Source organism: Gardnerella sp. DNF01159, assembly GCF_049244215.1.
Taxonomy (GTDB): domain Bacteria; phylum Actinomycetota; class Actinomycetes; order Actinomycetales; family Bifidobacteriaceae; genus Bifidobacterium; species Bifidobacterium swidsinskii.
Genome location: NZ_CP058387.1, coordinates 759,238 through 780,695 on the forward strand (window position 1 = coordinate 759,238; position 21,458 = coordinate 780,695).

Below are 21,458 nucleotides of genomic sequence, written 5' to 3' on the forward strand. Positions count from 1 at the left end.
AGAGTAGTTGTCTCATTTTATAGTTTTATCCATGTATTTATTATCATAAGGGCGAAGTTTCTCGTACATATAATAATAAATTTTCTGCATGTATGATAGTTTTTTCATTTCTCTTTTTACTGTCCATCTTATTGGATGCATTAGAATACATAGTTTATGTCCCTCCCCCTTAGCTACACCTAATTTATTCTTCAATTCATAAAAGAACAAACTGATTAAATTGTTCTTGTCGGAATAATTCCATGGTGAGAATTTAATAACTATTGGATAATGACATTGATCTTCTTCTTCAGTTTTTTGTGAAGTAAAAATTTTTTTGATTCTTTTGTATACTTTTGAATACCATTTTTCTTTCTCTACTCTTTTGGCTTTGTCTTCGTTTATTGGAATCTCAGATATTGCCATGTTAATAATAGATGTCTTGCCACTACCCCACTTTTTGCCGCTTACCCCACATTTTGGGAAATAAACCTAAATTGCCGCTTATCCTTAATGCGCATTGTTTTGGGAAAGTAAATATGCTAGAGGGTCGCACAAAACCGCGACCCTCTGCTAACAGCAATCAACACTTCCTATAGTGAAGTGAGCTTGTCGTACATACAAGAATATACAAATTTGGTTATTTTTACAAATTTTAGGACTACGTGTTGCATTGATAATTTTTGAATACAAAAACATGTTATAAACATAGAAGAATATATTCGCCATATTTTAGCACGAATATGAAGTTGTTTTTAATATCGTTAATATTTTATGCAACAATTTGTAGTAAATAGAGAAGTAATTCATATTAGTTATGCACATTATTTTTCTAGTTCGATGGTTGGAATAATTATGTGTGATAATAATTCTATGTTAACTGCTTATATTGATGAATCTCATTCGCCTGTAGATAGAAAAATTGGCGGAGATATATATTATATTGGTGCGTTAATTGTTGACGAGCAGCAAAAAGAATTTATAGAACATGAGCTTGCAAAATTAAAAGAAAGCGTTATACAAAAATTTAATGTTCCAAGTAATGTTGAATTTCATGGTCATTGTATGTTCCAGTTTAAGGGTGATTGGAAATGCATGAATGGGCTATATACACAATCCACTGGTATTTATAGATCTGCAATGCGTATATTGGCAAAATCATGTGCAAAAGTTATTATTCGCGGTGTTGCTGCTACTGAATTAAAACAACGATATAAAGAACATGCTCATACACCTCACGATGTTGCACTTCAATATTGTCTCGAGAGAGTTAATTTTATTGCTGAATTATATAGAACTGATATAACTATTGTTGCTGATAAAGTGGCTGATCCTGAAGCACATGAAGGTCGCATTAAGCAATATCAGAATAATGGTAATACAGAGGGTTTTTATAATTCAAATCTTTCTCATATTGTGATGCCATTCCATTGGGAAGATTCAAGACAATACTTTGGATTGCAAATGATTGATATGGCATTATTTATCGCTTCGCGCGCTGCAATGATTGATAAATCATTAGAATCATCTCAACTTTCTCGTGGAGATAAAGCAGTATTAAAAACAGCTCATATAATTGACGATATTATTTGTAACAGTGGTGTATATTTCCCAATGAAGCATCTTATACAAAACGACATTTTCTAATGTAAATATGCTAGAGGGTCGCACAAAACTTGTGACCCTCTGCTAACAGCAATCAACGCTTCCTAATATAAATCCTGACTTGTAGAAACTACAGATTGGTTTTTCGTTTTATAGGTTTGCTTATATTAAATTCATTCCTTAGTCATGCGAATATAGGATTTGAAAAGAATTTCTAGACGTTCGTCGTTATTAGAGCAAGGCTTTGCAGAACCAAAAGCAACATCTACTACTTTATCTAGCTCGTCATGAGCTTTGCGCAAATCTTGAGGCATGCATTTTGGATCATACAAGTCTGCTAGAGATTGGCCTGGGTGATTCGCACGCGCTTTAAGTATGGCTTTACCTGCTTCAATAACTTTCTCTCGCATATCACTTGTAAGCTCTGGAAGCGGAAGATTGTCGGAATATCTTACGGCTTGCTCAGCTGGAGTAACAGAATCACCTTGACGTTCTTCAGGCTTATCAAGATCAACATTCTTACTTTTTTGCTCAACAAGAAAACGAGAATCAGGGCACAACATGTCAATGTACCCACGGTTAGCGGTACGATACTCAAACTCGGTATTGTTTATTGCGTCTGGAATGCCCAAAACGTTTTGCATAAGGTTCAAGCCAAAACTTCTGCGTTTCCTGCTTTTCATCGCCGCGACCTTGCCAGCGCTCAATAAACTCTGCTGCCTTTTTGTGCTGATCTGCAATATTCATGAGTATATTATCTAACTTGCTAGGGATTATGTGCTTATTGTTTAACTTGACAGTCAAATACTGCATGTCCTGCTAGAATTGAAGTGATTGAAAATGGTGAAATATATCTAAAATGGGCTCTACTTGATAATAAATTAAATGATAAAAAAGAGATTTTGCTGTGCTAAAAGAAATATAGGGGAGGATAAGGAAGTTTATTATGCAAATAGTTGAAGGAATACCAGAATATTTATATCATTACACTAGTTTGAAATCGGCAAAGCTAATTTTAATGAATAAAACTTTGAGACTAACTTCACTTGAATGTATGGATGATAAAACTGAAGCAATTACCGGTGAAGGTCGCAATTTGGGGAAATTTATTTTTTCAAGCTGCTGGAGTGAGAATAGAGACAGCATACCACAATGGTCTATGTATGGAGATTCTAGCAGAGGCGTTTGCATAAAATTAAGAAGTTTTCCTTTTAAAAAATAATTATGATGATTACGTTGAGCATTGCATTAATAAAGAAGATCAACCATCGGAAAAGTCAACGGATGAAACTTTTATAGTACCTGCGCAATATTGTTTTGGATGTAGATTTAAGCTAATGCCGCAATTTATTATAAGTGACAAAGATAGAGACATTCTTACCCAGCGCTTAAATGCAAAAGTAACATATACAGACGATGAATCACTTATCTATCCTAGATGTTTGAGACAGGATGGTGAATTTTTTTGTTTTGACGCGAATGTGTTAGGGAAATATAAAAGTACTGAGTGGGAGTTCCAAAAAGAATGGAGATATTCAGTAATGTATATTCCATTTGATCAAATAAAATTTCTTAGGGATGAGAAATATAGTGCTAATGTTGGTCAAGAAATTGTTAATGATTTATTATCAAATAATCAACCCATCGTTCATTATGCAGACTTTAACATTGATGGTAAATATTTTGACGACATGGAATTGATATGCGGCCCAATGATGGAAGAATTTGATTATCAAGAATTAGTGTATTTTGCAAAAGGCATTAATCCCAATATACGTGTTGTTAGAAGTAGATTGTATAACAAATGGAAAAGTAAAATCTGAATCGAAGTGACTTATGTTTATTGACCTTGTATTTATGCTAAAAAATAAGGATAGCGAAAATGATATTGATTCATTTAAGGAAAATTTCGCAGACCTGATTTCTTTTAAAGAAAAAACATTATGCTTACACAACGATGATCAAGAATTTAATTATAATATTCAGAAAATAGGCGAAGAAATTAGGCTAAAAATTTTAACTATTAATAAGAAAACTACAAGAAAAGAAGCAATTTCAATCGAGTCTTTGAAGTTCGCTTTTATAAAAAATAATCTAAGATGCAAATATAACGTTGTTGTCATTTTTGATGGAGCTTCAGATTATTACTGCAATAACCTGTCTAAGTATATATTCACATTTGAAAGGAAATTAAGACAATTTGTATACCTTACTGTGTTAAGCGCATATGGTACAGAATGGACTAAAAAAACTTTAGTCGACGAAGAAATTAAGAATGATGTTGCAGAGAATATAAGGAATAAAAATCGTTATATTGAGATTGCTTTAGATTGTTTTACTTTTCAAAATTATATTGATTATTTATTTAAGGAACAATCTATTGAAGATGCAAATGAGGTAATTGAAGATGCAAAATTAGCTTTGAAAAAACGGGAATCTTCAAATAATATTATTAATATATTAAATAAGGGTGAAAAGATATCATTATGGGAAAGACTTTTTAGTAAAAGAAATATAGATTTAACTAGAAATAGTCTTGATGAAATTAGAAAAATAAGAAACAAAGTAGTGCACAACAAAGAAATTTCTGATACTGAATTTTGCAAATATAGAAATATACTTAAGCAATATATAAAGAAGTTAGATATTGCCGTTGCTGATTTTGAGAACAGAAAGCATTTGAGCGTTACAGATTTAGAAAATGTTTTATCTTCGTTTACTAGAATCATTCAAACGAATAGAATCAATGAGCATTTTATCAAAGCTGTTTCGCCCGCTTTGAGTGAAATTTCAAATTCATTATCTAAAGAAGCTGTAAAAAATATTTCCGCTTCAATAAGCGATATGATTCATTTGGATAATAAATCATTTAGTGCAATAACTGAAGCATTTGCTAAATTTTATAGACAAAATCTTGAAATAAAAAATGCCAAAAATTTTTCCTAATAACATTCCTACGCCAAAATTAAATATAAAGAACCCTTTGTTTTGAAAGATATATAAAAATGCCAAATCTATCTTATTTTCTGAAAATAAACAATGAAATTAATCTAATTTTGTTAGTTCTGAAGATTGAATATTGTAATTGTTGTGTGAATAATCAATGTGTTCTAAATATTTGATATATTTAGTTGAAAGTCGGATTCACGCCGTCGGCTGATTTACTCACCTTAGGTGTTGTGCGGTCTCCATTATTTTTTGGCTTATAGCACATGAATCATGAGTAATCGGCAAAATGTGTAGAGAAAAGCTTGTGAATATCCGGGGATATAATCCAAGATCTAAACACCGTTACTAACTCGGTCAACGAACTGAGAAAATAACGGTGTCTAACGATTGCTACATACTGCTTTCTGAATCAACCAGCTTAAAGCCGCAGTGCACTAAACTTTTTAGCGATAGTCTTCACTAAGTACGAACAACAGCCTAAAGCACGCAAAACCGTCTGATCCTAATACCCAATCACATCTTTCTCAACTTCGCGTATAACGTCCTCGGATATGTTTTCAACAGCAATACGATAGACCTTATTCATGCGAGGATTATAAATACCCAAGTACTTAATATTCTGAAACTCTGGATGAATAGAATGCAAACCCATACGCCAATACATAAGCAGTTGAAGAGTCTGATTCTTATCCAACTTTTCTTTAGAAACTTTAAAATCCCACAAAGTATCAGCTGTTATAAAATCACCATCACCAGCACTTACCGTATTAGTGTAACCGCCCTCTAGCGTAAAACCGTCAAGCACTTTCGGACCGTAACACTCAAGAAAATGAAGCGAGCGCTGAACCATAACTCTGATGTTTTGGATTGTGTGCTCATCGGGATTGATTTCATCAAAAGGCCTGTAGCCAATAGGATCATATCTAAAGCATACGTCGAATCCAACAAGTTTGACGGCGTTAACTATATCTTCATCGCTAAGTCCTTTAATGCCGGACATAAGTTTCAACGCATTATCGCGTTCGTTTATAATCATTGCGCCCAGTAAAGAAATTTTAAACGCGTCTATTGCACTCGATCCAGACATTAAACGAGTCATGTAGTCAACTACTATACCAACTAAACTTGGGTGAATGTTCCCTTTATCATATAAGTCTTCTATTCCTTCACCTAATGATTTTTCAACAAAATCTTTTCGTGGCAAATATCCACCATAAGGTTGTTTAATGCTCTTAATGCGTTGTGTAACTGAAGATCCCATAACTAAACACTCTCCTCATTAAAAGTGCGTACAGATTATGAAAATAATTTAATAGAAACAACGTACGTACGAATTTGTTGAGACAAAAACTGATATGTAATTCTTTTGTACTACCCCACTGCAATTTTTAACGTGTTAACAAAAGTCTCAAGTAGCGTGATACTTGCGAAACATATAATACAGAAAGCAATAGTTTCAGAGTGCAAAAGGAAAAGTTTCATTGCATACAAGAGTTAAGAAACTAGACCTGCCTATTTACTACTTATTACAAGGCTAAGCAACCTCATAAATTCCTTATCTCCAAATCTCCAATAAAGTCTATGAGGAATTTGCCAAATGAAGTATTTAACACGAGAACAGGTGATTAAACTTTTGCTTTCATCTGCTTGCGTATGCTTGCAACTATTTTGTAAAATAAGCACAGAAAGGATGCGAACACAATGTCAAATACGAATGCTGTATATGCAAGAATCGATACAAATCTTAAAGAAAACGCTGAAAGCATATTGAACCAGCTTGGCATAACACCGTCTTCTGCGATTCAAATGCTTTACAGCCAGATTGTTTTACAAAAAGGCATGCCATTTGAACTTCGCTTGCCAACTAATAAGCAAGAAAAGCCGCTTGCTTTAGGCAGCTTAACAAGAGATGAGTTGGATAAGGAATTGCAAAAAGGCATCGACTCTATTTCGACTGGCAAACAATATAGTGCAGATGAAGTAGATCAGTTCTTTGCAAAGGAATATGGTGCATGAGTACAACTTATAACATCATCTATTCTCCGCAAGCGTTCCTTGATCTTACAGAGCTATACGAATACATTTGTTTTACATTACAAGTTCCAAGAACGGCGGAAAAACAAGTCAACCGCATTAAGCATGCTATACGTTCTCTTGAGACTATGCCTATACGATATACACTTGTTAATTGGGATCCGTGGTGTTCTAAAGGAATACGCAGAGTTCCCATAGATAACTACACAGTTTTTTACCAAGTAGACGAAAACCAAATGACTGTAACAGTTATTCGTATCTTCTACTCAGGCAGAAATATTGAAAACATTGTTAACGACTCAAACAATTAATGCGCGATTTGGGATAGAAAAGTACTGGCAACGTATTCACACTTTTTAGTGCACACTATGGATATTGGGTGCACTTTTTAACGATAGGAAAATATCGCAAAAAGGTTTAAGATTGACTTAATAGCTTGATTTTTGGGAATGCAACCAGCCTAGAAGCCCTCCTAGGCTGGTTGCAACGTTTCGTCGATTGACACTCATTTAACTTTTGCCCTAGTTTATTTCTATATCTTGTAATCGTTCCTTTTTTAATTATCTTTCTTTCTTTCTTAATTATTCTCTTTCAGAGCAAGTTCTATAAGCTTATCCGTGTAATCAGCCATAAATAACGGAATATTCAACATATCATCGTCTAGTTTGAGATTATTCAGCGAGAATCGTATACGTAATTTCGTTTGATTAGGGAATAATTCTTTAAACTTTTTCAAACTTCTACTATTAATATTTGCTTCAGATTTAACTTCAATAGGGAAAATATCATTTTCTCGTTGAATAAGAAAATCCACTTCATACGGCGGATTCGTTTGAGACCAGTATCTAGGCATCACTTCAAATTGAGTAAGCAGCGCTTGCAAAACATAATTTTCTGTTAAAGCACCCTTAAACTCAGTAAACAGTCTATTGCCTTCCGCAAACGCAGTCGGAGCAAGTTGAGATAATCGCCTTAACAAACCAACATCTGCCAAATAAATCTTAAAAGCAGATACATCATCATAAGCAGCAATAGGTAAACTCGGCGCAGTATTTCTATAAATTTTATACACCAATTGTGCTGACACCAACCATTGCAAAGCATCTTCATATTCTCTTGCTCGCGCACCATTTTTAACAACTTTATACAAGAATTTTTTGTTTTCACGCGCAAGTTGAGACGGAATAGAATTCCAAATCATTGATATTTTAGGAAACTCACTAACACTAGGATGTTTCGCAAAATCTCGTTCATAAGCTGTTATGATCTCAAACAACGTTTCTTGCATTGCGTTTACATCTCGCGCTTTAGCCCACATTAAAACTGACTCAGGCATTCCCCCTGTAACATAATACATTTTTAATTTCTCGCATAGAGGGTTAAAAAATGCGTCTGGAATCTGCTCTATTTTATCGATTTGTTTAATATACTTCGCTAGATTTTCATCTCCATTAGCAAGTAAAAACTCAGTGAAATTCATTGGGTTTATTTGCATAAAATTAACTTTTCCAACTGGGAATGAAGATGGTTTTGCAAGTGTTATTCCAAGCAACGATCCAGCGCAAGCAACATGATATTGCGGAGCGTTTTCACAAAAATATTTCATCGAGTTTATTACTTCTGGGCAATCCTGAACCTCATCAAATATAATCAACGTGTTTTCTGCTTCGATTTTTTGACCACTTGCAAGCATTAGATTTTGTAAAATTCGCTCCACGTTTTTAGTGGTTTCAAAGAATTGCTTATATTCTTTGTTTTCATCGAAGTTAAAATAAGCAATATTTTTGTAGTAAAGCTTACCAAATTCTTTTAGTATCCAAGTTTTACCAACTTGACGCACGCCTTTTAATATCAATGGTTTACGATACGGTGAGTTCTTCCATGCTAAAAGTTTACTCATAATCAGCCTTTTCATGACTACTCACCTTTCACTTGACGCTACGCTATTAAATATTGCAACCGTATTAACGCTTGACTATTTCTACGCGAGTTGCACTGTTGTTCTGTTATATTTTGCGGTATCTTTTATCGTATATCACATTATTATATACGTTTTGGCGCATTTAATCACATTATTATACGTATTTTAGTGTTTTTTATCACATAATTATACGCATTGAGCAATGCTGAGCATAAAAACACGTAAAAACACGCAGCAAAAATTACTTCACACGCACTAAATATCTTGCCCTTTATGACTCGATAACATGTATTTCACATACCGTGCTTTCCAATCATCTTCACGAACGCAAGCAAACGCATTCGTCACAGACTGCAAGCCTAAACTTTTAACATACTTACAAGCAATACTAAAACTATTATCAACGCTAATCTCTTCATTCACTAGCAAACTATACTCTTTCATAAACAGCAAGATTTACAGAAACAGAAGAACCAATATCATCGCGCGCGTTTAACGCCTCCAACAACATTCCCTCATAAACGAAGCAATCACATGCAAATCTTCACACTCATAATACTCAACAAGCAACTTCTTAAACTCAGGAACCTTATTTTCTGGAATAACCAACAAGCCCCTGCCATGAGAAATCAAATAATGTAGAGAACTTTTTTACAATTTTTACACCGTTTTGTTCTCCAAAATATAAGCAACTAGAGTATACAACTATGGATGCTACTATCTGGCAATCTTCCGATAGTCTTATATTCCTACATATAACCAATCAACCCTACTACCAATATGCCCTACTGCTCTTTGCAATTACTCCAGTGTTATATTCATACGTGTAGGTGCTCTGCATATGAGCATCACTCGGCGACCAGCTTCCATTTGAAGATTTTGAAGCCTTAAACAGAATATAAAGACCACATTTTCCATCCTGAGAGTCCCTGTTATACTGCAGATAGGTAATGTCCGAACGGCTTTCACTCAGAACAAAGTACATATCTCCCTTGGCGGTATAGTTCTCCTTGAACGCAAAGCCTTTCGCCGCAAAATACTTATCAAATATCTTAAGCGCTGCATTTCTTTCCTTCTTTGATTCTAAATCATGCTCAGCGGAATCATGCAAATCGTAATTTTTATCTGGCTCTTCAACCTTTAATCTTGTATCTTTTAATCTTGTATCTTTCCTGTTATTACGATCAATTCTGCTATACCACTCAGATTCACTTATTTTTGGATCAGTATCACTTGAATCTTTCATTGGTCGAAGATACTTAAGGAAAAATGGGCCTTCAGACTTATAAAGATAATACTCAAAAGGAGCATACATATCGTCCACGTGCTCTGTGTATGTACCATTATCATTTTGTTTCACAGAATATCTGCCAACAATAAACAAAACGTCAAAAAATCCAAGACCTAAGATAATCAGCACACAAAGCAGAACATGTAGACAACGAAGTACAATTCTTATACCTATCTTCCGTACACGCGAAATAAGATAGAGATTATAGAAGACACATACAAGAGCAATCGTAATCATCCAAACAACTGGCATTGCCGCGCATATAACATATACCCAAGTCTGCAAAAGCCACTGATTTGGAAGACGTACTGCAGTTATTCCAAAGAATGCAGTTAGAATACCACTTAACACAAAAAAGCAATAAAGAACCAGCGAGATTCTACCCTTCCACTGTTGCTTGCCATAGCTAAGAAAAGATTTGTTACGCTCTACATTTGCACTACTAAAACGGCTGTGTATATTGCGCTGCCAAATAACACCAATAACCCAAATAAGAGAAACTACAACAAGAAGCAGAATTGCAAAACAATAGGTGATCCATCCAAAAAGCTGTAGCTTATTGGATGCCATAAAAACAGTTCCAATAATCATTAAGATGGAAAAGATTTCCGCACTCGGCTGCAAAACCTTATACTTGGATAATTCCTTATTTGCACTGTTAAGGTTTTCACATATTTGCTCATGTGATTCACAATATAGAGGATTTTTCTCATCTGTGGGAGTATGTTCCTGCTTTTCTTTCTCTTTCTCTCTTCCCCCTTGTAGATTATCTTTCTTTCTCAATTATTCTCCTTCAGCGCAAGTTCTATAAGTTTATCTGTATAATCAGCCTTTTCATGATTACTCACCTTTCATCTTGCATTACACTATTAGATATTGCAGCCGTATTAACGCTCGGCTGTTTCTACGCTTAGTTTCACTGCTGTTCTGTTATATTTTGCGTTATCTTTTATCGTGTATCACATGTTTTGGTGCATTTAATCACATAATTATACATATTTTAGTGTTTTTTATCACATAATTCTACACATTGAACAGTGCACAACGCAGTGAGCACATCCATCTGTTTTGCACACAATATTATGCAACCAAGATTTACTTTATTCTTATCAGAAACCTCGGTAATACCATTTTCCAGTTAATCATTCAACTCACCTTAAGTTCGCATCACTCAAGGTCTTATAAAACAATCTACCTTAAGAAAATAAACCTCAAAAACCGTTTCTATAAACTTTTCTCATCAAATAGATAGATTCTTGTTACGATCTTCAATACAATTGCAAATTAAATCTACAGCTTTAATACTTCCAACATTTTAGCAACCCCTCAATCATTTTCCCATCCACTCGCGCCTTCCACATACCTACTTGTTGCCTTTGTTTCTACATTGAAGTATGTTATCAGCAATAGGAGGTGCAAATTTATGGATAAAAATGAAAATATTACTTTACCTACGAAGGTCACCATTACTTTAGATCTTGACAAATTATACAACGAACTAAAAGAAAATGGTTGGAAACCCAATAGTACGGCTAAATACTACAAGCATTACATACTTAAACATATTGACAAAGAAGATACTATTCTTGGGTCTGATGAAAGCGTGAGATATCTAATTGATCTGATGACCACAATTTCATCCCGTCATTTCTTATCAATGATTGAACCAGGCTCTGGTAAAGACGCTCTTATAAAACGTGTTATACACGAATATGAAAAATAGGGATATACAAATATTATTTTTTCTTATAGCCTATAGCAGCTTTACTTATTTTCTTACGTAAAATTATCAAATACCCCCTATTTTTTCAAACACAAAAGTCTAACTTTTTTGTGGGGTACATCACATTTACATCTGATAACTATTTCTTAGTTCTAAGTAATATTATTTATTCAACTCCTATGGAATTTAAAAAATCAATAAGTGTTTTTCCTAGTTCTTCGTTTTCTTTTACTGGTTTTATGCATTTTTTAGGAATGTAGCGTAATTTATTGGCTTCATCTCTTAAAATTATGAAATTTTTTTCTTCGCCTTTAGGGCAATTATTGTCGTATAAAACTCCGTAGTGAGACCCCTTTTTGTAGGTATAGGTATTTCTTACTAGCATGATCTGTTTAATTTCTTTTCCTTTTATTACTACCTTCAAAGCATCATGCGGGTGAAAATTACCTGTAGTTATATCTACGTTATAATTGTTAGAATGTATTTTAGCTTTTTTATATTTTTCTTTTCTATTTTCCTTACTTATGATATCAAATAAGCGATTATCTCCCAAGAAATCATCTTCTTCATAATTTTTCAAATTTATTTCCGTACTTGTATTTGTATTTAAATCATCTTCTGTAAGTCCAAAAGTATATGGCATTAAAAGAATTTTGTTATATTTAATCTCGTAAATATCCACATTATTTTTTAGTTCTATTTCCCACCAATATAAATTTTTTAATAATTTTCCTCTACCTCTACGCATCTTAATTTTATTTTTAATTGTTTTAAATTTACTTAAATACTTATTCAATGTTTTTATCTCAGAATATGCTTCTCTAGCATTATTTATGTCAGCAGCTAACTCTTCTTTCGAACTACCATTACCCATAATAAACTCTCTTTCCTTCTGCGTAAAAAGCGGTTGCAAAGCCAGGTGCAAAGGGTGTGCATTTTTCTTACATCAATCTTGTACACTCAGCTCGTTTCGATACTAGTCTTTGACATCAATACTATACAACACTCTCAACGTACGTAGAGCCCTTTGCTCAAAAGAGAAGAAAACAGTCTTATAAAATCTTATGCTGCTACTGCGGTTCTTTTCCATGGGTGCTGCTTGATAACGAGAACAATATCGGTAAGCACAATACCAACAACTACGCTTACCCATGCCAAACTCGGCGTAAGAAGCCAAGCGAGAACACCGAAAATCAGCAGCCGAAGCAGTACAACAATAACCAAGAAAGGCAAACTTTTTGTTAGGCATTTCTGTTGATCAGCCTTCAATGCACCCATCAGAACCATAACCGCAGCCGCCACGCAAGAAAATAGCATATTGCCCAAGAATATGACGAGTAGCGTGCGCCAGCCATCGATAGTACAAAGCATCCACCATTGCAGTATCAATGCAAGCAAAAATGTGACAACATCGCATACTGCTTCCATCAGCATATTCGCAACGATTAACGAGGAGAATGTTAAAGACGTACTTCTAGGAGTGCCTGTTTTACCTGCGCTCGCATGCTGTAATGCAATCATGTTTCTCGCCTCGGCGCGCTTTACGCGCTCTTCTTCAAGCATTTGAACGCCAAGCTCAACCGATTTCTTTGAAGCTTCCTGTAATTGCGCATCCGTCATACCTGGCTGCCAAGACTTTTCAAAAACAAACAGCAACACACTAGTAATCGCTGCGCCAATAATAATGCTTAGCAGCGTAGTATTGGAAACAAGCAATGAAGCAATACCAGAGGTCACCAGAAGCCTGAGCACAAAATCGATGATTCCGATGAGCAAATCACCAGACCTGTCATCTGGTCTACGATGCCTGTCCCACTGCAGATACGCTGTGCTTAGCAGCGAAAACACCACAACACTCAGCGCGAGTATGACCACAGTTTCCCAACCTAGTACGCGGTGCCCTACGAACTGTTGTACGAGCAGCGCAATAATAAGCGTGCAAATACCAGCAACAGTTTCTGTAATCACATGACCCCAAAAAGCATGCTTGAAAAGCACTGGCCTTACATTCATCTCACTCATCATCTAACCCTAGGAAAGGCAATTACGAGTAATTGGCTCGATACCGAGAATACTTTCCAAAAACTTAGCTCCATCAGAACCAAGATGAGCTAGAAGCTCTCCTCGCTTAAATGCTTTCCAGATAGCCGACACAGTTCCATATATTTGCTTCGCTCGCTTCAGCCAACCAAGTGCCTTAGCAATAGGCACACCATATTGAAATACAAATGAAGCTATCGCTAATGCACATCCGACCCAATTAACCATCGGTGCATAATGTCCAAACATAGAAACCCTATTCCTACGCATCAGTGACTTAAACGTTAAGCCATGCAATGCTGCATTTAAGCGTGCTTCATAATTTGAAGTTGTACGTGGATTAGCATACTGCAAATCAGCAGGCACTGATTCAAATGCACGGATCAACGCATCCAAGTCTGCATCTGTCATAGTTGTAGTAGAAGATAGGCTACCAGCAGCATATGTGAAGTTACCGCGCTCTGTCAATGTGTTAGCGGAAGACACTTCAGCTGAACACAATACTAGTGAGACACTAACAATCGGTACAGATAACATTTTCATTGCTTTACGCATCATTCTCTCTCCTCAAAAATCAGAAAACCCGAATTGATCCGCATTGTTAAGATGCGCGTCGGGTACTGTTATTTGCGTATGCTACACCAATGAGAGTATTTTATTAAATATTGCAAACTAAAACAAATTTTTCTTTCTAACAAGATTATTTAGTCTTACACTCACCTTTATGAACACAAATAAATGTCAGAACGAAAACGCTACAACAGGCTGCAGGCACAGTAGAAATCATCAAAACGCTATTGCGATTCAGTGAGATTTGCAAAGAAGCGCTACTGATTCTGTATGGATTGAGAGAACTCCTAGTATATCTACACTTTTTTGAGTGCACACTATGAATAGTGGGTGCACTTTTTAACGATAGGGAGGGCTATCGTTAAATTGTTTAATCCATATATAACAAATCAGTGTCTAGCAGCAACTTGATTTATTATTTCCTCATCAGTTCTTTCATCTTCTGATTTATCAGAAAAGATGAAACTAAGATTTTTATCTTCTTTATATTTTTCATACAAACTTTTTCTTAGAGTATAAGCCTTATTACTATTCGCCTTTGATCTGATATTTTTTCTTCCATCAGTCTCTCCATTCCTTCTTACATCATAGCAGTATATTGCATTAGGATTGTTTTCCTCACATCTTGAACCTTGAAGCTGTCGAATCAAACCTTGCTTTTCCTCATGCTTTTCATCTGGTATAAATTTTGAAAAAATTTCAGAGAAATCTACAAATAAATCTCTATTTGCATTACCTCTTTTTATCTTAAAGAAATTCGCAAATTCATCTAAAGAATGGAAGTGAACCTCGTAAAAATCCGCATACGCTTGTATAGATTCATTGGTATTATTAGCCCTAATGAATTCTAATTTTACCTTAGCATATTTAGATGGCTTTCTTTCTATATCACTATATAGCTTTAATATTACAACATAATTCTCATTTTTATACTTGAATAAAAAGCTATCAATAATCCATGCTTTCTTCTCCATACTACTTAACAACTTAGGTAGATTTTTAAATCTAATTTCAGCCATATAATCACCTCATATTATTTTTATATTCTTTCCGTTCTTTATTGTATTTATCTACTGGTTCCTGTACATCTTTTATATAGCCAATACAATGCATTATCTCGACAAACAGGAATTATATACCACATATCTTCTTGACCGTAGGTCAATCTAAATTTATCAAACTGATTTCTGCTTACTTATTATAATATATTCCTTAAAGCCCAAAAACCACAAAAAAGGCAGAACTAAGATCCTGCCTTACATCACAGTATTTATCTAATTATCTCAACTTCAAGTTTTGACTTGAAACAAATCGTAAGCTTGTCCTCATATACTCTTATCTCCTCAATGTATTCTCTCACCATCCCCTCATCATATTCTGTCAAGTGATGATTTTTTCCTTTGAAGAAAGTTTATTAATTTTTCTATTCGTTTTTTCATACCTTCTGTCTCTGCTCTTTTTACCAAAAGTTCCTGCTTCTTATCTCTAAGAATATCAATCTCATCAGCTAGTATAAAGTAATCTTTCTTAGCATGAGCAGGCTTTACCTGTTCCTTCTGTTTTTCCTTAAGGATAACCTTTAGCTTTTCCATCTCCTCTGAATTATCATCTGAAATAACCATGGCTATATTTTCTTTCAGAATTTGCATCATACTATCCGAACATCTTAGGATCTGATTGATTGACTTGACTGTTGCAACTTGCAATTCCGACTCTTGAATGGTAGGAGCATCACAGGCTGATGGACCATGCTCTACTCTGGTGCAACACCTCCATACTGTAGATTTCTTTCCTCTGTTATTCCATGCAATTCTCCTAAAAACATCACCGCATTTTGTGCAGGTACAAATACTTGAGAGGGCATATTTACTGGAATAGACTCTTTTCTTTTTGCTGCCTACTCTTCTTGTTAGGTTCGCCCTTCTGACCATTTCTTCCTGCACGAACATGAATATATCCCTAGCTACGATTGGCTCCTGAGTATCCTTTACATAATGTTGTGGCACTGTTCCATCATTCTTGATTCGTATTTTCTCAATGAAGTCTGTTGTGATTGCCTTTTGTAAAAGTGCATCGTCAATGTACTTTTCATTTCTAAGTATCCCTCGAATTGTGCTTATATGCCATTTATATCTTTTGCGCCCAGTCCTTATTTTGTCTTTTTCCAGTCAATTTGCAATATCCCTAAAACTTGCACCCTCTAGGTACTCTCTGAAAATTCGTTTTACAACCTTCGATTTACTTCATTGAAATCTCTATTTCTTGAAACTGTCCGACCTATATCAAAAATATAGTCCACTTTTTTGTATGTGCCATAGTTCTCTAAAATGGGGATATCCTTCTGTCCTCGCATTACTGTTCGATTAAAGCGTTCCCTCCAGCAATCAAACTTGGCACAGGCTGTCGCTTCAGGATTTTTGTCATATATACTTAATTGACTTTTAAAATTGTATCTTTGATTATTTCCGACAACCTTTAAGAGCTTCAGATATTCTACTTTGCTTTGCAAAATATCTTGTTTTACAAGCTCCAAAATGTTATGAAAATCATTTATTCGCATTTTTACCTCCTTCGTTTTTTCCAAACAAAAAAGGCGGTTAGATTTTACTCTAATCACTTTTTAATTCTGTGTATTGCAACTTACCACTATTTCATAATTACCCACTGACCTAATTTTGTTGAGCCTTCATATCGAATAAGTCCTGCTTTCCTCATTTTGTTTAAATGATAACGTACATCATCAACAGTAAGGTTTAATTTTTCTGCCATTTCTTTCGCGCTTATGTGAGGATTTCAGCTATTATCTTAATAATCTCTTCCTGTTTCATAGTAGTTTTCGTGGTAGTTTTTTCATCATTACTACCATTAAACTCTTTCAAAAATTCTTTATTCACACCCATAACTGCATTGGTATAGTTATCTTCTTCATATCCGGATAAAACTTAAGCTCAGGAGAACCATTTTCCAATAGTGCATCCTTTGCACGCCTTATACCTGAATAAGACTCTATTAAGTTAAGAGAAAAGAACATATCTTTAAGTTCTTTGTTAAGATACTGCCTTCTATCAAAACTTCTGTCCCTGTTAAGAGTCTCAATGGTTACAGGAGGGAGCGACCTATTATGATTCATAAAAGAAATTCTGTCCTTGTAAATGTTATATCCCGACATATTCAGGCGTATCGTATTCCTTATGCAAAATGGCATTTGTAGCAAGTTCCTCAAATGCTGTAAGAGGATAGTTATAGACAATCTTATGCTCGATTTTATCCGCTTCCCTTATGGTATATGAAGCCATAATATTATCTTCAAAATATTTGCTGACTTGCTTTGCCTGTATCCAAACCGAACCATCAAATTTCTTTGATTCCATTTTATCAGTTCCATCAATTTCTCTTATGATTTCAACATGGGCATTTGGAATAAATTTATTTGGTGTATCTACAAACATCAGCACAGCAAAATTTTTAGCTCTATAACCACCATACTCACTTTCACTGATAAGCCCCATACTCTTTGCTATATCCAGCTTAGACATTTCCCTAATATATTTCTTTGCTCCTGTTTGAAGCAGATATTCTTTCATATATTCATAGCTTAAATCATCTATGGTAGCTGTATCGTTCAAGTTTGAGCTAAAAGAAAAGTTTGCAAATTTCTTCAAAAATTCAAATTCTTCGGTTGGATTTGGAAGTCTTGAATCTCTACCGACTCTAATATATCTTCCTGCCTTTAATCGAATATCTTTATCTTTTTCTGCCTTTTCACTTGTTTGAAACGGATCGTTACTACTACTTTCTACCACAACTACGATATAGTATTTATCATCAATTTGATTCGTAATAATGTGATAGTTGATTTTAGGATGGATATCGGCAAGGAGTGATTTAATTTCATTTTCAATTCCCTCTAACTTTGCTTCCTTTATCCCTTCAATCGGTCTTTTAGGAATTGCTTTTTCTCCCGTTTCTTTATCATCGACTTCTTCAATACCAACAAACAACAAGCCTATCTCATTGTTCATATAGTTATTGGCAAAGGCACAAGCAGTTTTTAGAATTTTATCCAAGAATTGTAGGCATATATTCCGTTTCCATACAGTTCCACTTGTTGGTCGTATAAGTTCTTTACCCAGAAAGCTTCACCTGCATTTGAATAAAATAAACCGAAAGCAGCAGCACTGATTGCTATGCATGAAATGATTATGCTTAAGACTCTGTCTGTTTTCTCTTTCATCATATGCTAAATGTGTCCTTTTCGTATTTATTGCGTTTGTGAACATATTCAATAAAGAATTCCATTTACTTATCTATATACCATTCAGTTCATTTCGCAAAATAAAGACAAAGGCAATTTCGACAGCTGCAGCTGTTCCTGCAACAACAAATCCACCAAAAAAATTTCCTAAAACAAGCGATAAAACAGGAATGATAATTGCGAAAACCCGGTAGGCTTTTGATGTGTACAGCCATGAATACGGCAGTAAATGTGCGCCAAAGACCATTGCATACACCATAATCATTTTATCAGGTACGGTGTTAAACACCCATATTACAATGAGAAGATATAAAATCTGATTCATTGTAAATAAAAACCCTAAATTTCCCAGCTCGTTGTCCTTTGAAAATATATCCACGCCAATTTTCTTCCCTATCAGCCATGACAGCGGAAGCATAGGCGTTGAACAACAAAACACCAAGATATTTTTCATCGCAATATTTATATCCAATGCTGCGACAACCGTAATCAATAACCATATTACGACGGAGGTAAGAATAAACGGCAGACCTTTTTTCTGCTTTATGATGATATCATTCCTCAATTCATCTAAGCTCATTGATTTCTCCTTTCTAATCAACACAAAAATAAACGTAATAATTTTTTACGCGTATTCTTCTAAAACCCAGCTTTACCCCCACAGCTTCCAATCAACGTTCAAGCTCTTCAAAAACCTCATCTATCGAATAACTATCACTTTGAACCGCCTGATCATAACCTTTAGCCATCAACGCGTTAAACGTTTTCTCATCCATATCATCTTGTGCCGGAAGCGACTTCGGAATAGTAAGCGAAAACGGAATACCCTTATTAAGAATGATTTGACGATAAAACATGTCAATAGCAGTAGCCCTAGAAATTCCAATAGTTTCCAAAATCTTCTCCGCCTGCTGCTTAATATTTTCTTGTATTCTCACATTCACATTCGCACTTTTAGTAACTGCCATATCAACCAACCTCCATAAACACACCATAAAATACTGTGTCGCATATTGCAACACAATTTACATGAATAGGATTCCTCGACTGATATAAACACTTTCAACATTCACACTAAGCATTTAGCGCAAAATACTACTATTTCTTCTTATAACCTATAGCAACATTACCTGTTTTATCAATACCTGGTACTTTAAGAACACAAGAGCTTGACTTGTCTTTTAAATCAAATTTCCCAACTAAAAATAAAGCTTTAAGCCCTGGACCAGGTAAATTAAACGATGAGTCAACTAACTTAATACGCTCACCGCCAAGAGTGACTTTAGACAAATCATAATGAGAATCAAGAATATCTCGTGACGCAAAGAGATACAACTCATTCTTATTCATATAGTTTTCTGGTATACGAAACTCTTCCCGAGACACCGCCACCGTTTCCCAATGATACGACGCAAGCTCCGCCTTCTCCTTATCGTCAGCACATGCAGAAAGAGAAAAGAGAGAGCCTAGCAGCAGAAGCATAACAAGACAACTTTGAAAAATGTTTTTACAAAAAATAATTTTACTTCTCATAACACCATTACCTTCCTTTTCTATAACACGACTCTGTATCAAATGATCATAAAACAGATTATTAAGTAAACAAGATCTCCCATTCTCTCTGATTACTGTAATAATCTTAATAAATATTCTATTTTTTTTATTAATTTGTCTATACTATCGACGCTAATCTCTTCACTTACTAGCAAACTATACTCTTTCATAAATAGCAAGATTCGAAGAAACAGAAGAACCAATATCATCGCGAGCGTTTAATGCTTCCAACAATATTCCCTCATAAACGAAGCAATCACCTGCAAATCTTCACCCTCATAATACTCAACAAGCAACTTCTTAAACTCAGGAACTAGACTATACGCAAGTAGGTGTCATCAAAACGATATCTTGAAACAGTCACGATTTGTAAAGGAGCGCCACTGATTCTGTATGGATTGAGAGAACGGGTAGTATATCTACACTTTTTTGAGTGCACACTATGGATAGTGGGTGCACCTTTTAACGATAGGAAAAGCTATCGTTAAAAAGTTTAAGAATCTATTTTCTACAAAACAATTTTTTATTCTGGTAGAAAATTAAAGCACCTTTTTGCAATGATCCCAAAAGTTAGATTTTTGGTCCAACTTTTGGGAGCATTACATTAGTTAATTAGGTGTTTTTAATCAATAATTCGATTATAAAACTTACTTGCAATAATATTCGATTGCCTTGTTGACAAATACTGATGTCCCTTCGCCTGCAAACGCATCTATATTTTTCGTAAAATCACCACCAGAAGCATACGTCTTCCCAAGTCCGTATAAAATCTCATTCGAGCACTTATAGAAATTAGCTGTAATAAAGTCCTGCAGTTTCTTTACCAAAGCCTGAACTTCAACTGAATCGCTGGGTTGTGATTTTACTTTGGCAAATTCTGCAAAAATCAGCATGAGTTGTTGATGGAGCATTTTTGTTTCCTCGCTGTTTCTCCTTTGTTCTTTAGCTTCAAATTCCTTGAATTCCGGTGTATCTCCCCAATACTCTTTTGCCTGTTTGGCATACTCATCAATTTTGCTTGTGTCAAATGCTGTAAAGTTCATATAGTTACCTCCTAATGCTTTTAATCCCTTTGCAAAAAGAATTAAATTTTCCAAATGCTCTTTTTTCAGGATTAATAATTTGATTTGTTGTTCCAGCGCTAAATCTTTGTCGAAATGCTCACTGGTTATTATTTCTTTAATTTCTTTGAGCGGAAATTCCAAAGCTTTAAACAGCAAAATGGATTGTAGTACCTTTAGATCCTCATCACCATACAACCTATATCCTGACTCCGAATAAGCGGACGGTTTTAACAAACCGATTTTGTCGTAATACTGAAGAGTACGAATACTAATTCCTGCTATCTTGCTGACTTCATTCACTGTTTTCACTATCTCACCTCCTTCCTTATCACTAGAATAAAGTATTACGCAACGTCATAGTCAAGTATTTTAGTCAAGTATTTTTTACTAGCGTTGTCGTCTAATGCTCAACCTAAGACTGTTGTATTTATACAGCTTCAATCGACAAACCATGAGTTCCGATTGACACCTGC

At 34.9% G+C, this 21,458-nt stretch carries 26 protein-coding genes and 2 pseudogenes; 7 read left to right on the forward strand and 21 right to left on the reverse strand.

All coding sequences use genetic code 11. The features are described 5' to 3' along the window. Nucleotides 1-12: 12 nt before the first annotated feature. Nucleotides 13-405 (reverse strand): hypothetical protein, encoded by a 393-nt coding sequence (locus tag HXT39_RS02830; protein ID WP_233186346.1) that lies wholly within the window; start codon nucleotides 403-405, stop codon nucleotides 13-15. Between the two features lie 429 nt (nucleotides 406-834). Between HXT39_RS02830 and HXT39_RS02835 the strand changes: the two genes are divergently transcribed. Next, nucleotides 835-1,626 carry a DUF3800 domain-containing protein gene (locus HXT39_RS02835; RefSeq protein ID WP_158245253.1) on the forward strand — a complete coding sequence of 264 codons (792 nt, stop codon included), beginning with the start codon at nucleotides 835-837 and terminating at the stop codon, nucleotides 1,624-1,626. A 131-nt stretch (nucleotides 1,627-1,757) separates the two neighbouring features. Here HXT39_RS02835 and HXT39_RS02840 read toward each other — a convergent pair whose 3' ends face one another. Continuing rightward, nucleotides 1,758-2,267: a type IIL restriction-modification enzyme MmeI gene (locus HXT39_RS02840; RefSeq protein ID WP_180963723.1), complete on the reverse strand. Its 510-nt coding sequence runs from the start codon at nucleotides 2,265-2,267 to the stop codon at nucleotides 1,758-1,760. Between the two features lie 263 nt (nucleotides 2,268-2,530). Between HXT39_RS02840 and HXT39_RS02845 the strand changes: the two genes are divergently transcribed. The 3 genes from HXT39_RS02845 to HXT39_RS02855 all read left to right on the forward strand — a co-directional run bounded on the left by HXT39_RS02845 (nucleotide 2,531) and on the right by HXT39_RS02855 (nucleotide 4,530). Next, complete coding sequence (locus HXT39_RS02845) at nucleotides 2,531-2,806, forward strand: hypothetical protein (RefSeq protein ID WP_102703104.1); 276 nt, start codon at nucleotides 2,531-2,533, stop codon at nucleotides 2,804-2,806. 115 nt (nucleotides 2,807-2,921) lie between these two features. Continuing rightward, complete coding sequence (locus HXT39_RS02850) at nucleotides 2,922-3,407, forward strand: hypothetical protein (RefSeq protein ID WP_102703103.1); 486 nt, start codon at nucleotides 2,922-2,924, stop codon at nucleotides 3,405-3,407. A gap of 13 nt (nucleotides 3,408-3,420) precedes the next feature. After that, entirely contained in the window at nucleotides 3,421-4,530 is a 1,110-nt protein-coding gene (locus tag HXT39_RS02855; RefSeq protein WP_102703102.1) for a hypothetical protein, read from the forward strand. A 505-nt stretch (nucleotides 4,531-5,035) separates the two neighbouring features. Here HXT39_RS02855 and HXT39_RS02860 read toward each other — a convergent pair. Then, nucleotides 5,036-5,794 (reverse strand): hypothetical protein, encoded by a 759-nt coding sequence (locus HXT39_RS02860; protein ID WP_102703101.1) that lies wholly within the window; start codon nucleotides 5,792-5,794, stop codon nucleotides 5,036-5,038. Nucleotides 5,795-6,234: 440 nt separating this feature from the next. Here HXT39_RS02860 and HXT39_RS02865 point away from each other — a divergent pair, with 440 nt between their 5' ends. Both HXT39_RS02865 and HXT39_RS02870 read left to right on the forward strand, forming a co-directional pair. Next, the gene (locus HXT39_RS02865; RefSeq protein ID WP_076002873.1) at nucleotides 6,235-6,549 is read left to right on the forward strand and encodes a type II toxin-antitoxin system RelB/DinJ family antitoxin; all 315 of its coding nucleotides are present in this window, start codon (nucleotides 6,235-6,237) and stop codon (nucleotides 6,547-6,549) included. Continuing rightward, nucleotides 6,546-6,878, forward strand: a complete 333-nt coding sequence (locus tag HXT39_RS02870; protein ID WP_103013870.1) for a type II toxin-antitoxin system RelE/ParE family toxin — start codon at nucleotides 6,546-6,548, stop codon at nucleotides 6,876-6,878. Before HXT39_RS02865 ends, HXT39_RS02870 begins: the two co-directional genes overlap by 4 nt. A 266-nt stretch (nucleotides 6,879-7,144) precedes the next feature. On the opposite strand, the gene HXT39_RS02875 is transcribed toward HXT39_RS02870, so the two are convergent. The 4 genes from HXT39_RS02875 to HXT39_RS02890 form a co-directional block, all read right to left on the reverse strand. Then, nucleotides 7,145-8,482: an ATP-binding protein gene (locus tag HXT39_RS02875; RefSeq protein WP_103013871.1), complete on the reverse strand. Its 1,338-nt coding sequence runs from the start codon at nucleotides 8,480-8,482 to the stop codon at nucleotides 7,145-7,147. 261 nt (nucleotides 8,483-8,743) lie between these two features. Next, complete coding sequence (locus HXT39_RS02880) at nucleotides 8,744-8,911, reverse strand: hypothetical protein (protein WP_012914158.1); 168 nt, start codon at nucleotides 8,909-8,911, stop codon at nucleotides 8,744-8,746. Nucleotides 8,912-8,980: 69 nt separating this feature from the next. Next, entirely contained in the window at nucleotides 8,981-9,121 is a 141-nt protein-coding gene (locus HXT39_RS02885) for a hypothetical protein (protein WP_004109059.1), read from the reverse strand. 139 nt (nucleotides 9,122-9,260) lie between these two features. Next, complete coding sequence (locus HXT39_RS02890; protein ID WP_421793295.1) at nucleotides 9,261-10,562, reverse strand: YcxB family protein; 1,302 nt, start codon at nucleotides 10,560-10,562, stop codon at nucleotides 9,261-9,263. Nucleotides 10,563-11,202: 640 nt separating this feature from the next. On the opposite strand from HXT39_RS02890, the gene HXT39_RS02895 reads away from it, so the two are divergent. Further along, nucleotides 11,203-11,502, forward strand: a complete 300-nt coding sequence (locus HXT39_RS02895) for a hypothetical protein (RefSeq protein ID WP_033888427.1) — start codon at nucleotides 11,203-11,205, stop codon at nucleotides 11,500-11,502. Between the two features lie 166 nt (nucleotides 11,503-11,668). Here HXT39_RS02895 and HXT39_RS02900 read toward each other — a convergent pair whose 3' ends face one another. The 14 genes and pseudogenes from HXT39_RS02900 to HXT39_RS02965 all read right to left on the reverse strand — a co-directional run bounded on the left by HXT39_RS02900 (nucleotide 11,669) and on the right by HXT39_RS02965 (nucleotide 21,294). Further along, nucleotides 11,669-12,376 carry a hypothetical protein gene (locus HXT39_RS02900; protein ID WP_199172893.1) on the reverse strand — a complete coding sequence of 236 codons (708 nt, stop codon included), beginning with the start codon at nucleotides 12,374-12,376 and terminating at the stop codon, nucleotides 11,669-11,671. Nucleotides 12,377-12,564: 188 nt separating this feature from the next. Next, nucleotides 12,565-13,524, reverse strand: a complete 960-nt coding sequence (locus HXT39_RS02905; RefSeq protein ID WP_180963722.1) for a hypothetical protein — start codon at nucleotides 13,522-13,524, stop codon at nucleotides 12,565-12,567. Between the two features lie 9 nt (nucleotides 13,525-13,533). Continuing rightward, complete coding sequence (locus HXT39_RS02910; protein WP_102703096.1) at nucleotides 13,534-14,100, reverse strand: hypothetical protein; 567 nt, start codon at nucleotides 14,098-14,100, stop codon at nucleotides 13,534-13,536. 401 nt (nucleotides 14,101-14,501) lie between these two features. Further along, entirely contained in the window at nucleotides 14,502-15,131 is a 630-nt protein-coding gene (locus tag HXT39_RS02915) for a DUF6037 family protein (protein WP_102703095.1), read from the reverse strand. Nucleotides 15,132-15,482: 351 nt separating this feature from the next. Continuing rightward, entirely contained in the window at nucleotides 15,483-16,061 is a 579-nt protein-coding gene (locus HXT39_RS02920; protein ID WP_369827482.1) for a zinc ribbon domain-containing protein, read from the reverse strand. Between the two features lie 33 nt (nucleotides 16,062-16,094). Next, nucleotides 16,095-16,331 (reverse strand): annotated as a pseudogene (locus HXT39_RS02925) (recombinase family protein); the annotation flags it as partial. A gap of 17 nt (nucleotides 16,332-16,348) precedes the next feature. Continuing rightward, a pseudogene (locus tag HXT39_RS02930) lies at nucleotides 16,349-16,672 on the reverse strand (hypothetical protein); the annotation flags it as partial. A gap of 86 nt (nucleotides 16,673-16,758) precedes the next feature. Then, nucleotides 16,759-16,881, reverse strand: coding sequence for an ArsR family transcriptional regulator (locus tag HXT39_RS02935; protein ID WP_199172894.1), 123 nt, complete (start codon nucleotides 16,879-16,881; stop codon nucleotides 16,759-16,761). Nucleotides 16,882-17,002: 121 nt separating this feature from the next. Further along, nucleotides 17,003-17,317 (reverse strand): ATP-binding protein, encoded by a 315-nt coding sequence (locus HXT39_RS02940; RefSeq protein WP_369827479.1) that lies wholly within the window; start codon nucleotides 17,315-17,317, stop codon nucleotides 17,003-17,005. Next, nucleotides 17,268-18,134 (reverse strand): ATP-binding protein, encoded by an 867-nt coding sequence (locus HXT39_RS02945; RefSeq protein ID WP_199172896.1) that lies wholly within the window; start codon nucleotides 18,132-18,134, stop codon nucleotides 17,268-17,270. The genes HXT39_RS02940 and HXT39_RS02945 overlap by 50 nt, the downstream gene beginning before the upstream one ends. A gap of 285 nt (nucleotides 18,135-18,419) precedes the next feature. Next, nucleotides 18,420-18,947: a DUF7010 family protein gene (locus HXT39_RS02950; RefSeq protein ID WP_102703093.1), complete on the reverse strand. Its 528-nt coding sequence runs from the start codon at nucleotides 18,945-18,947 to the stop codon at nucleotides 18,420-18,422. Nucleotides 18,948-19,038: 91 nt separating this feature from the next. Further along, a complete protein-coding gene (locus HXT39_RS02955) occupies nucleotides 19,039-19,335 on the reverse strand; it encodes a type II toxin-antitoxin system RelB/DinJ family antitoxin (protein WP_165845964.1) in 297 nt (98 codons plus the stop codon). Between the two features lie 130 nt (nucleotides 19,336-19,465). Further along, nucleotides 19,466-19,900, reverse strand: coding sequence for a hypothetical protein (locus HXT39_RS02960; RefSeq protein WP_102703091.1), 435 nt, complete (start codon nucleotides 19,898-19,900; stop codon nucleotides 19,466-19,468). 668 nt (nucleotides 19,901-20,568) lie between these two features. Beyond that, complete coding sequence (locus HXT39_RS02965) at nucleotides 20,569-21,294, reverse strand: MerR family transcriptional regulator (RefSeq protein ID WP_102703090.1); 726 nt, start codon at nucleotides 21,292-21,294, stop codon at nucleotides 20,569-20,571. Nucleotides 21,295-21,458: the final 164 nt, after the last annotated feature.

Bases quoted from the DNA above. Each gene is read 5' to 3' on its own strand.
- HXT39_RS02830 (WP_233186346.1), bottom strand. From the start codon at position 405: ATGGCAATATCTGAGATTCCAATAAACGAAGACAAAGCCAAAAGAGTA.
- HXT39_RS02835 (WP_158245253.1), top strand. From the start codon at position 835: ATGTGTGATAATAATTCTATGTTAACTGCTTATATTGATGAATCTCAT.
- HXT39_RS02840 (WP_180963723.1), bottom strand. From the start codon at position 2,267: ATGAAAAGCAGGAAACGCAGAAGTTTTGGCTTGAACCTTATGCAAAAC.
- HXT39_RS02845 (WP_102703104.1), top strand. From the start codon at position 2,531: ATGCAAATAGTTGAAGGAATACCAGAATATTTATATCATTACACTAGT.
- HXT39_RS02850 (WP_102703103.1), top strand. From the start codon at position 2,922: ATGCCGCAATTTATTATAAGTGACAAAGATAGAGACATTCTTACCCAG.
- HXT39_RS02855 (WP_102703102.1), top strand. From the start codon at position 3,421: ATGTTTATTGACCTTGTATTTATGCTAAAAAATAAGGATAGCGAAAAT.
- HXT39_RS02860 (WP_102703101.1), bottom strand. From the start codon at position 5,794: ATGGGATCTTCAGTTACACAACGCATTAAGAGCATTAAACAACCTTAT.
- HXT39_RS02865 (WP_076002873.1), top strand. From the start codon at position 6,235: ATGTCAAATACGAATGCTGTATATGCAAGAATCGATACAAATCTTAAA.
- HXT39_RS02870 (WP_103013870.1), top strand. From the start codon at position 6,546: ATGAGTACAACTTATAACATCATCTATTCTCCGCAAGCGTTCCTTGAT.
- HXT39_RS02875 (WP_103013871.1), bottom strand. From the start codon at position 8,482: ATGAAAAGGCTGATTATGAGTAAACTTTTAGCATGGAAGAACTCACCG.
- HXT39_RS02895 (WP_033888427.1), top strand. From the start codon at position 11,203: ATGGATAAAAATGAAAATATTACTTTACCTACGAAGGTCACCATTACT.
- HXT39_RS02900 (WP_199172893.1), bottom strand. From the start codon at position 12,376: ATGGGTAATGGTAGTTCGAAAGAAGAGTTAGCTGCTGACATAAATAAT.
- HXT39_RS02905 (WP_180963722.1), bottom strand. From the start codon at position 13,524: ATGAGTGAGATGAATGTAAGGCCAGTGCTTTTCAAGCATGCTTTTTGG.
- HXT39_RS02910 (WP_102703096.1), bottom strand. From the start codon at position 14,100: ATGATGCGTAAAGCAATGAAAATGTTATCTGTACCGATTGTTAGTGTC.
- HXT39_RS02915 (WP_102703095.1), bottom strand. From the start codon at position 15,131: ATGGCTGAAATTAGATTTAAAAATCTACCTAAGTTGTTAAGTAGTATG.
- HXT39_RS02920 (WP_369827482.1), bottom strand. From the start codon at position 16,061: ATGTTCGTGCAGGAAGAAATGGTCAGAAGGGCGAACCTAACAAGAAGA.
- HXT39_RS02935 (WP_199172894.1), bottom strand. From the start codon at position 16,881: ATGGCAGAAAAATTAAACCTTACTGTTGATGATGTACGTTATCATTTA.
- HXT39_RS02940 (WP_369827479.1), bottom strand. From the start codon at position 17,317: ATGCCATTTTGCATAAGGAATACGATACGCCTGAATATGTCGGGATAT.
- HXT39_RS02945 (WP_199172896.1), bottom strand. From the start codon at position 18,134: ATGAACAATGAGATAGGCTTGTTGTTTGTTGGTATTGAAGAAGTCGAT.
- HXT39_RS02950 (WP_102703093.1), bottom strand. From the start codon at position 18,947: ATGAGCTTAGATGAATTGAGGAATGATATCATCATAAAGCAGAAAAAA.
- HXT39_RS02955 (WP_165845964.1), bottom strand. From the start codon at position 19,335: ATGGCAGTTACTAAAAGTGCGAATGTGAATGTGAGAATACAAGAAAAT.
- HXT39_RS02960 (WP_102703091.1), bottom strand. From the start codon at position 19,900: ATGAGAAGTAAAATTATTTTTTGTAAAAACATTTTTCAAAGTTGTCTT.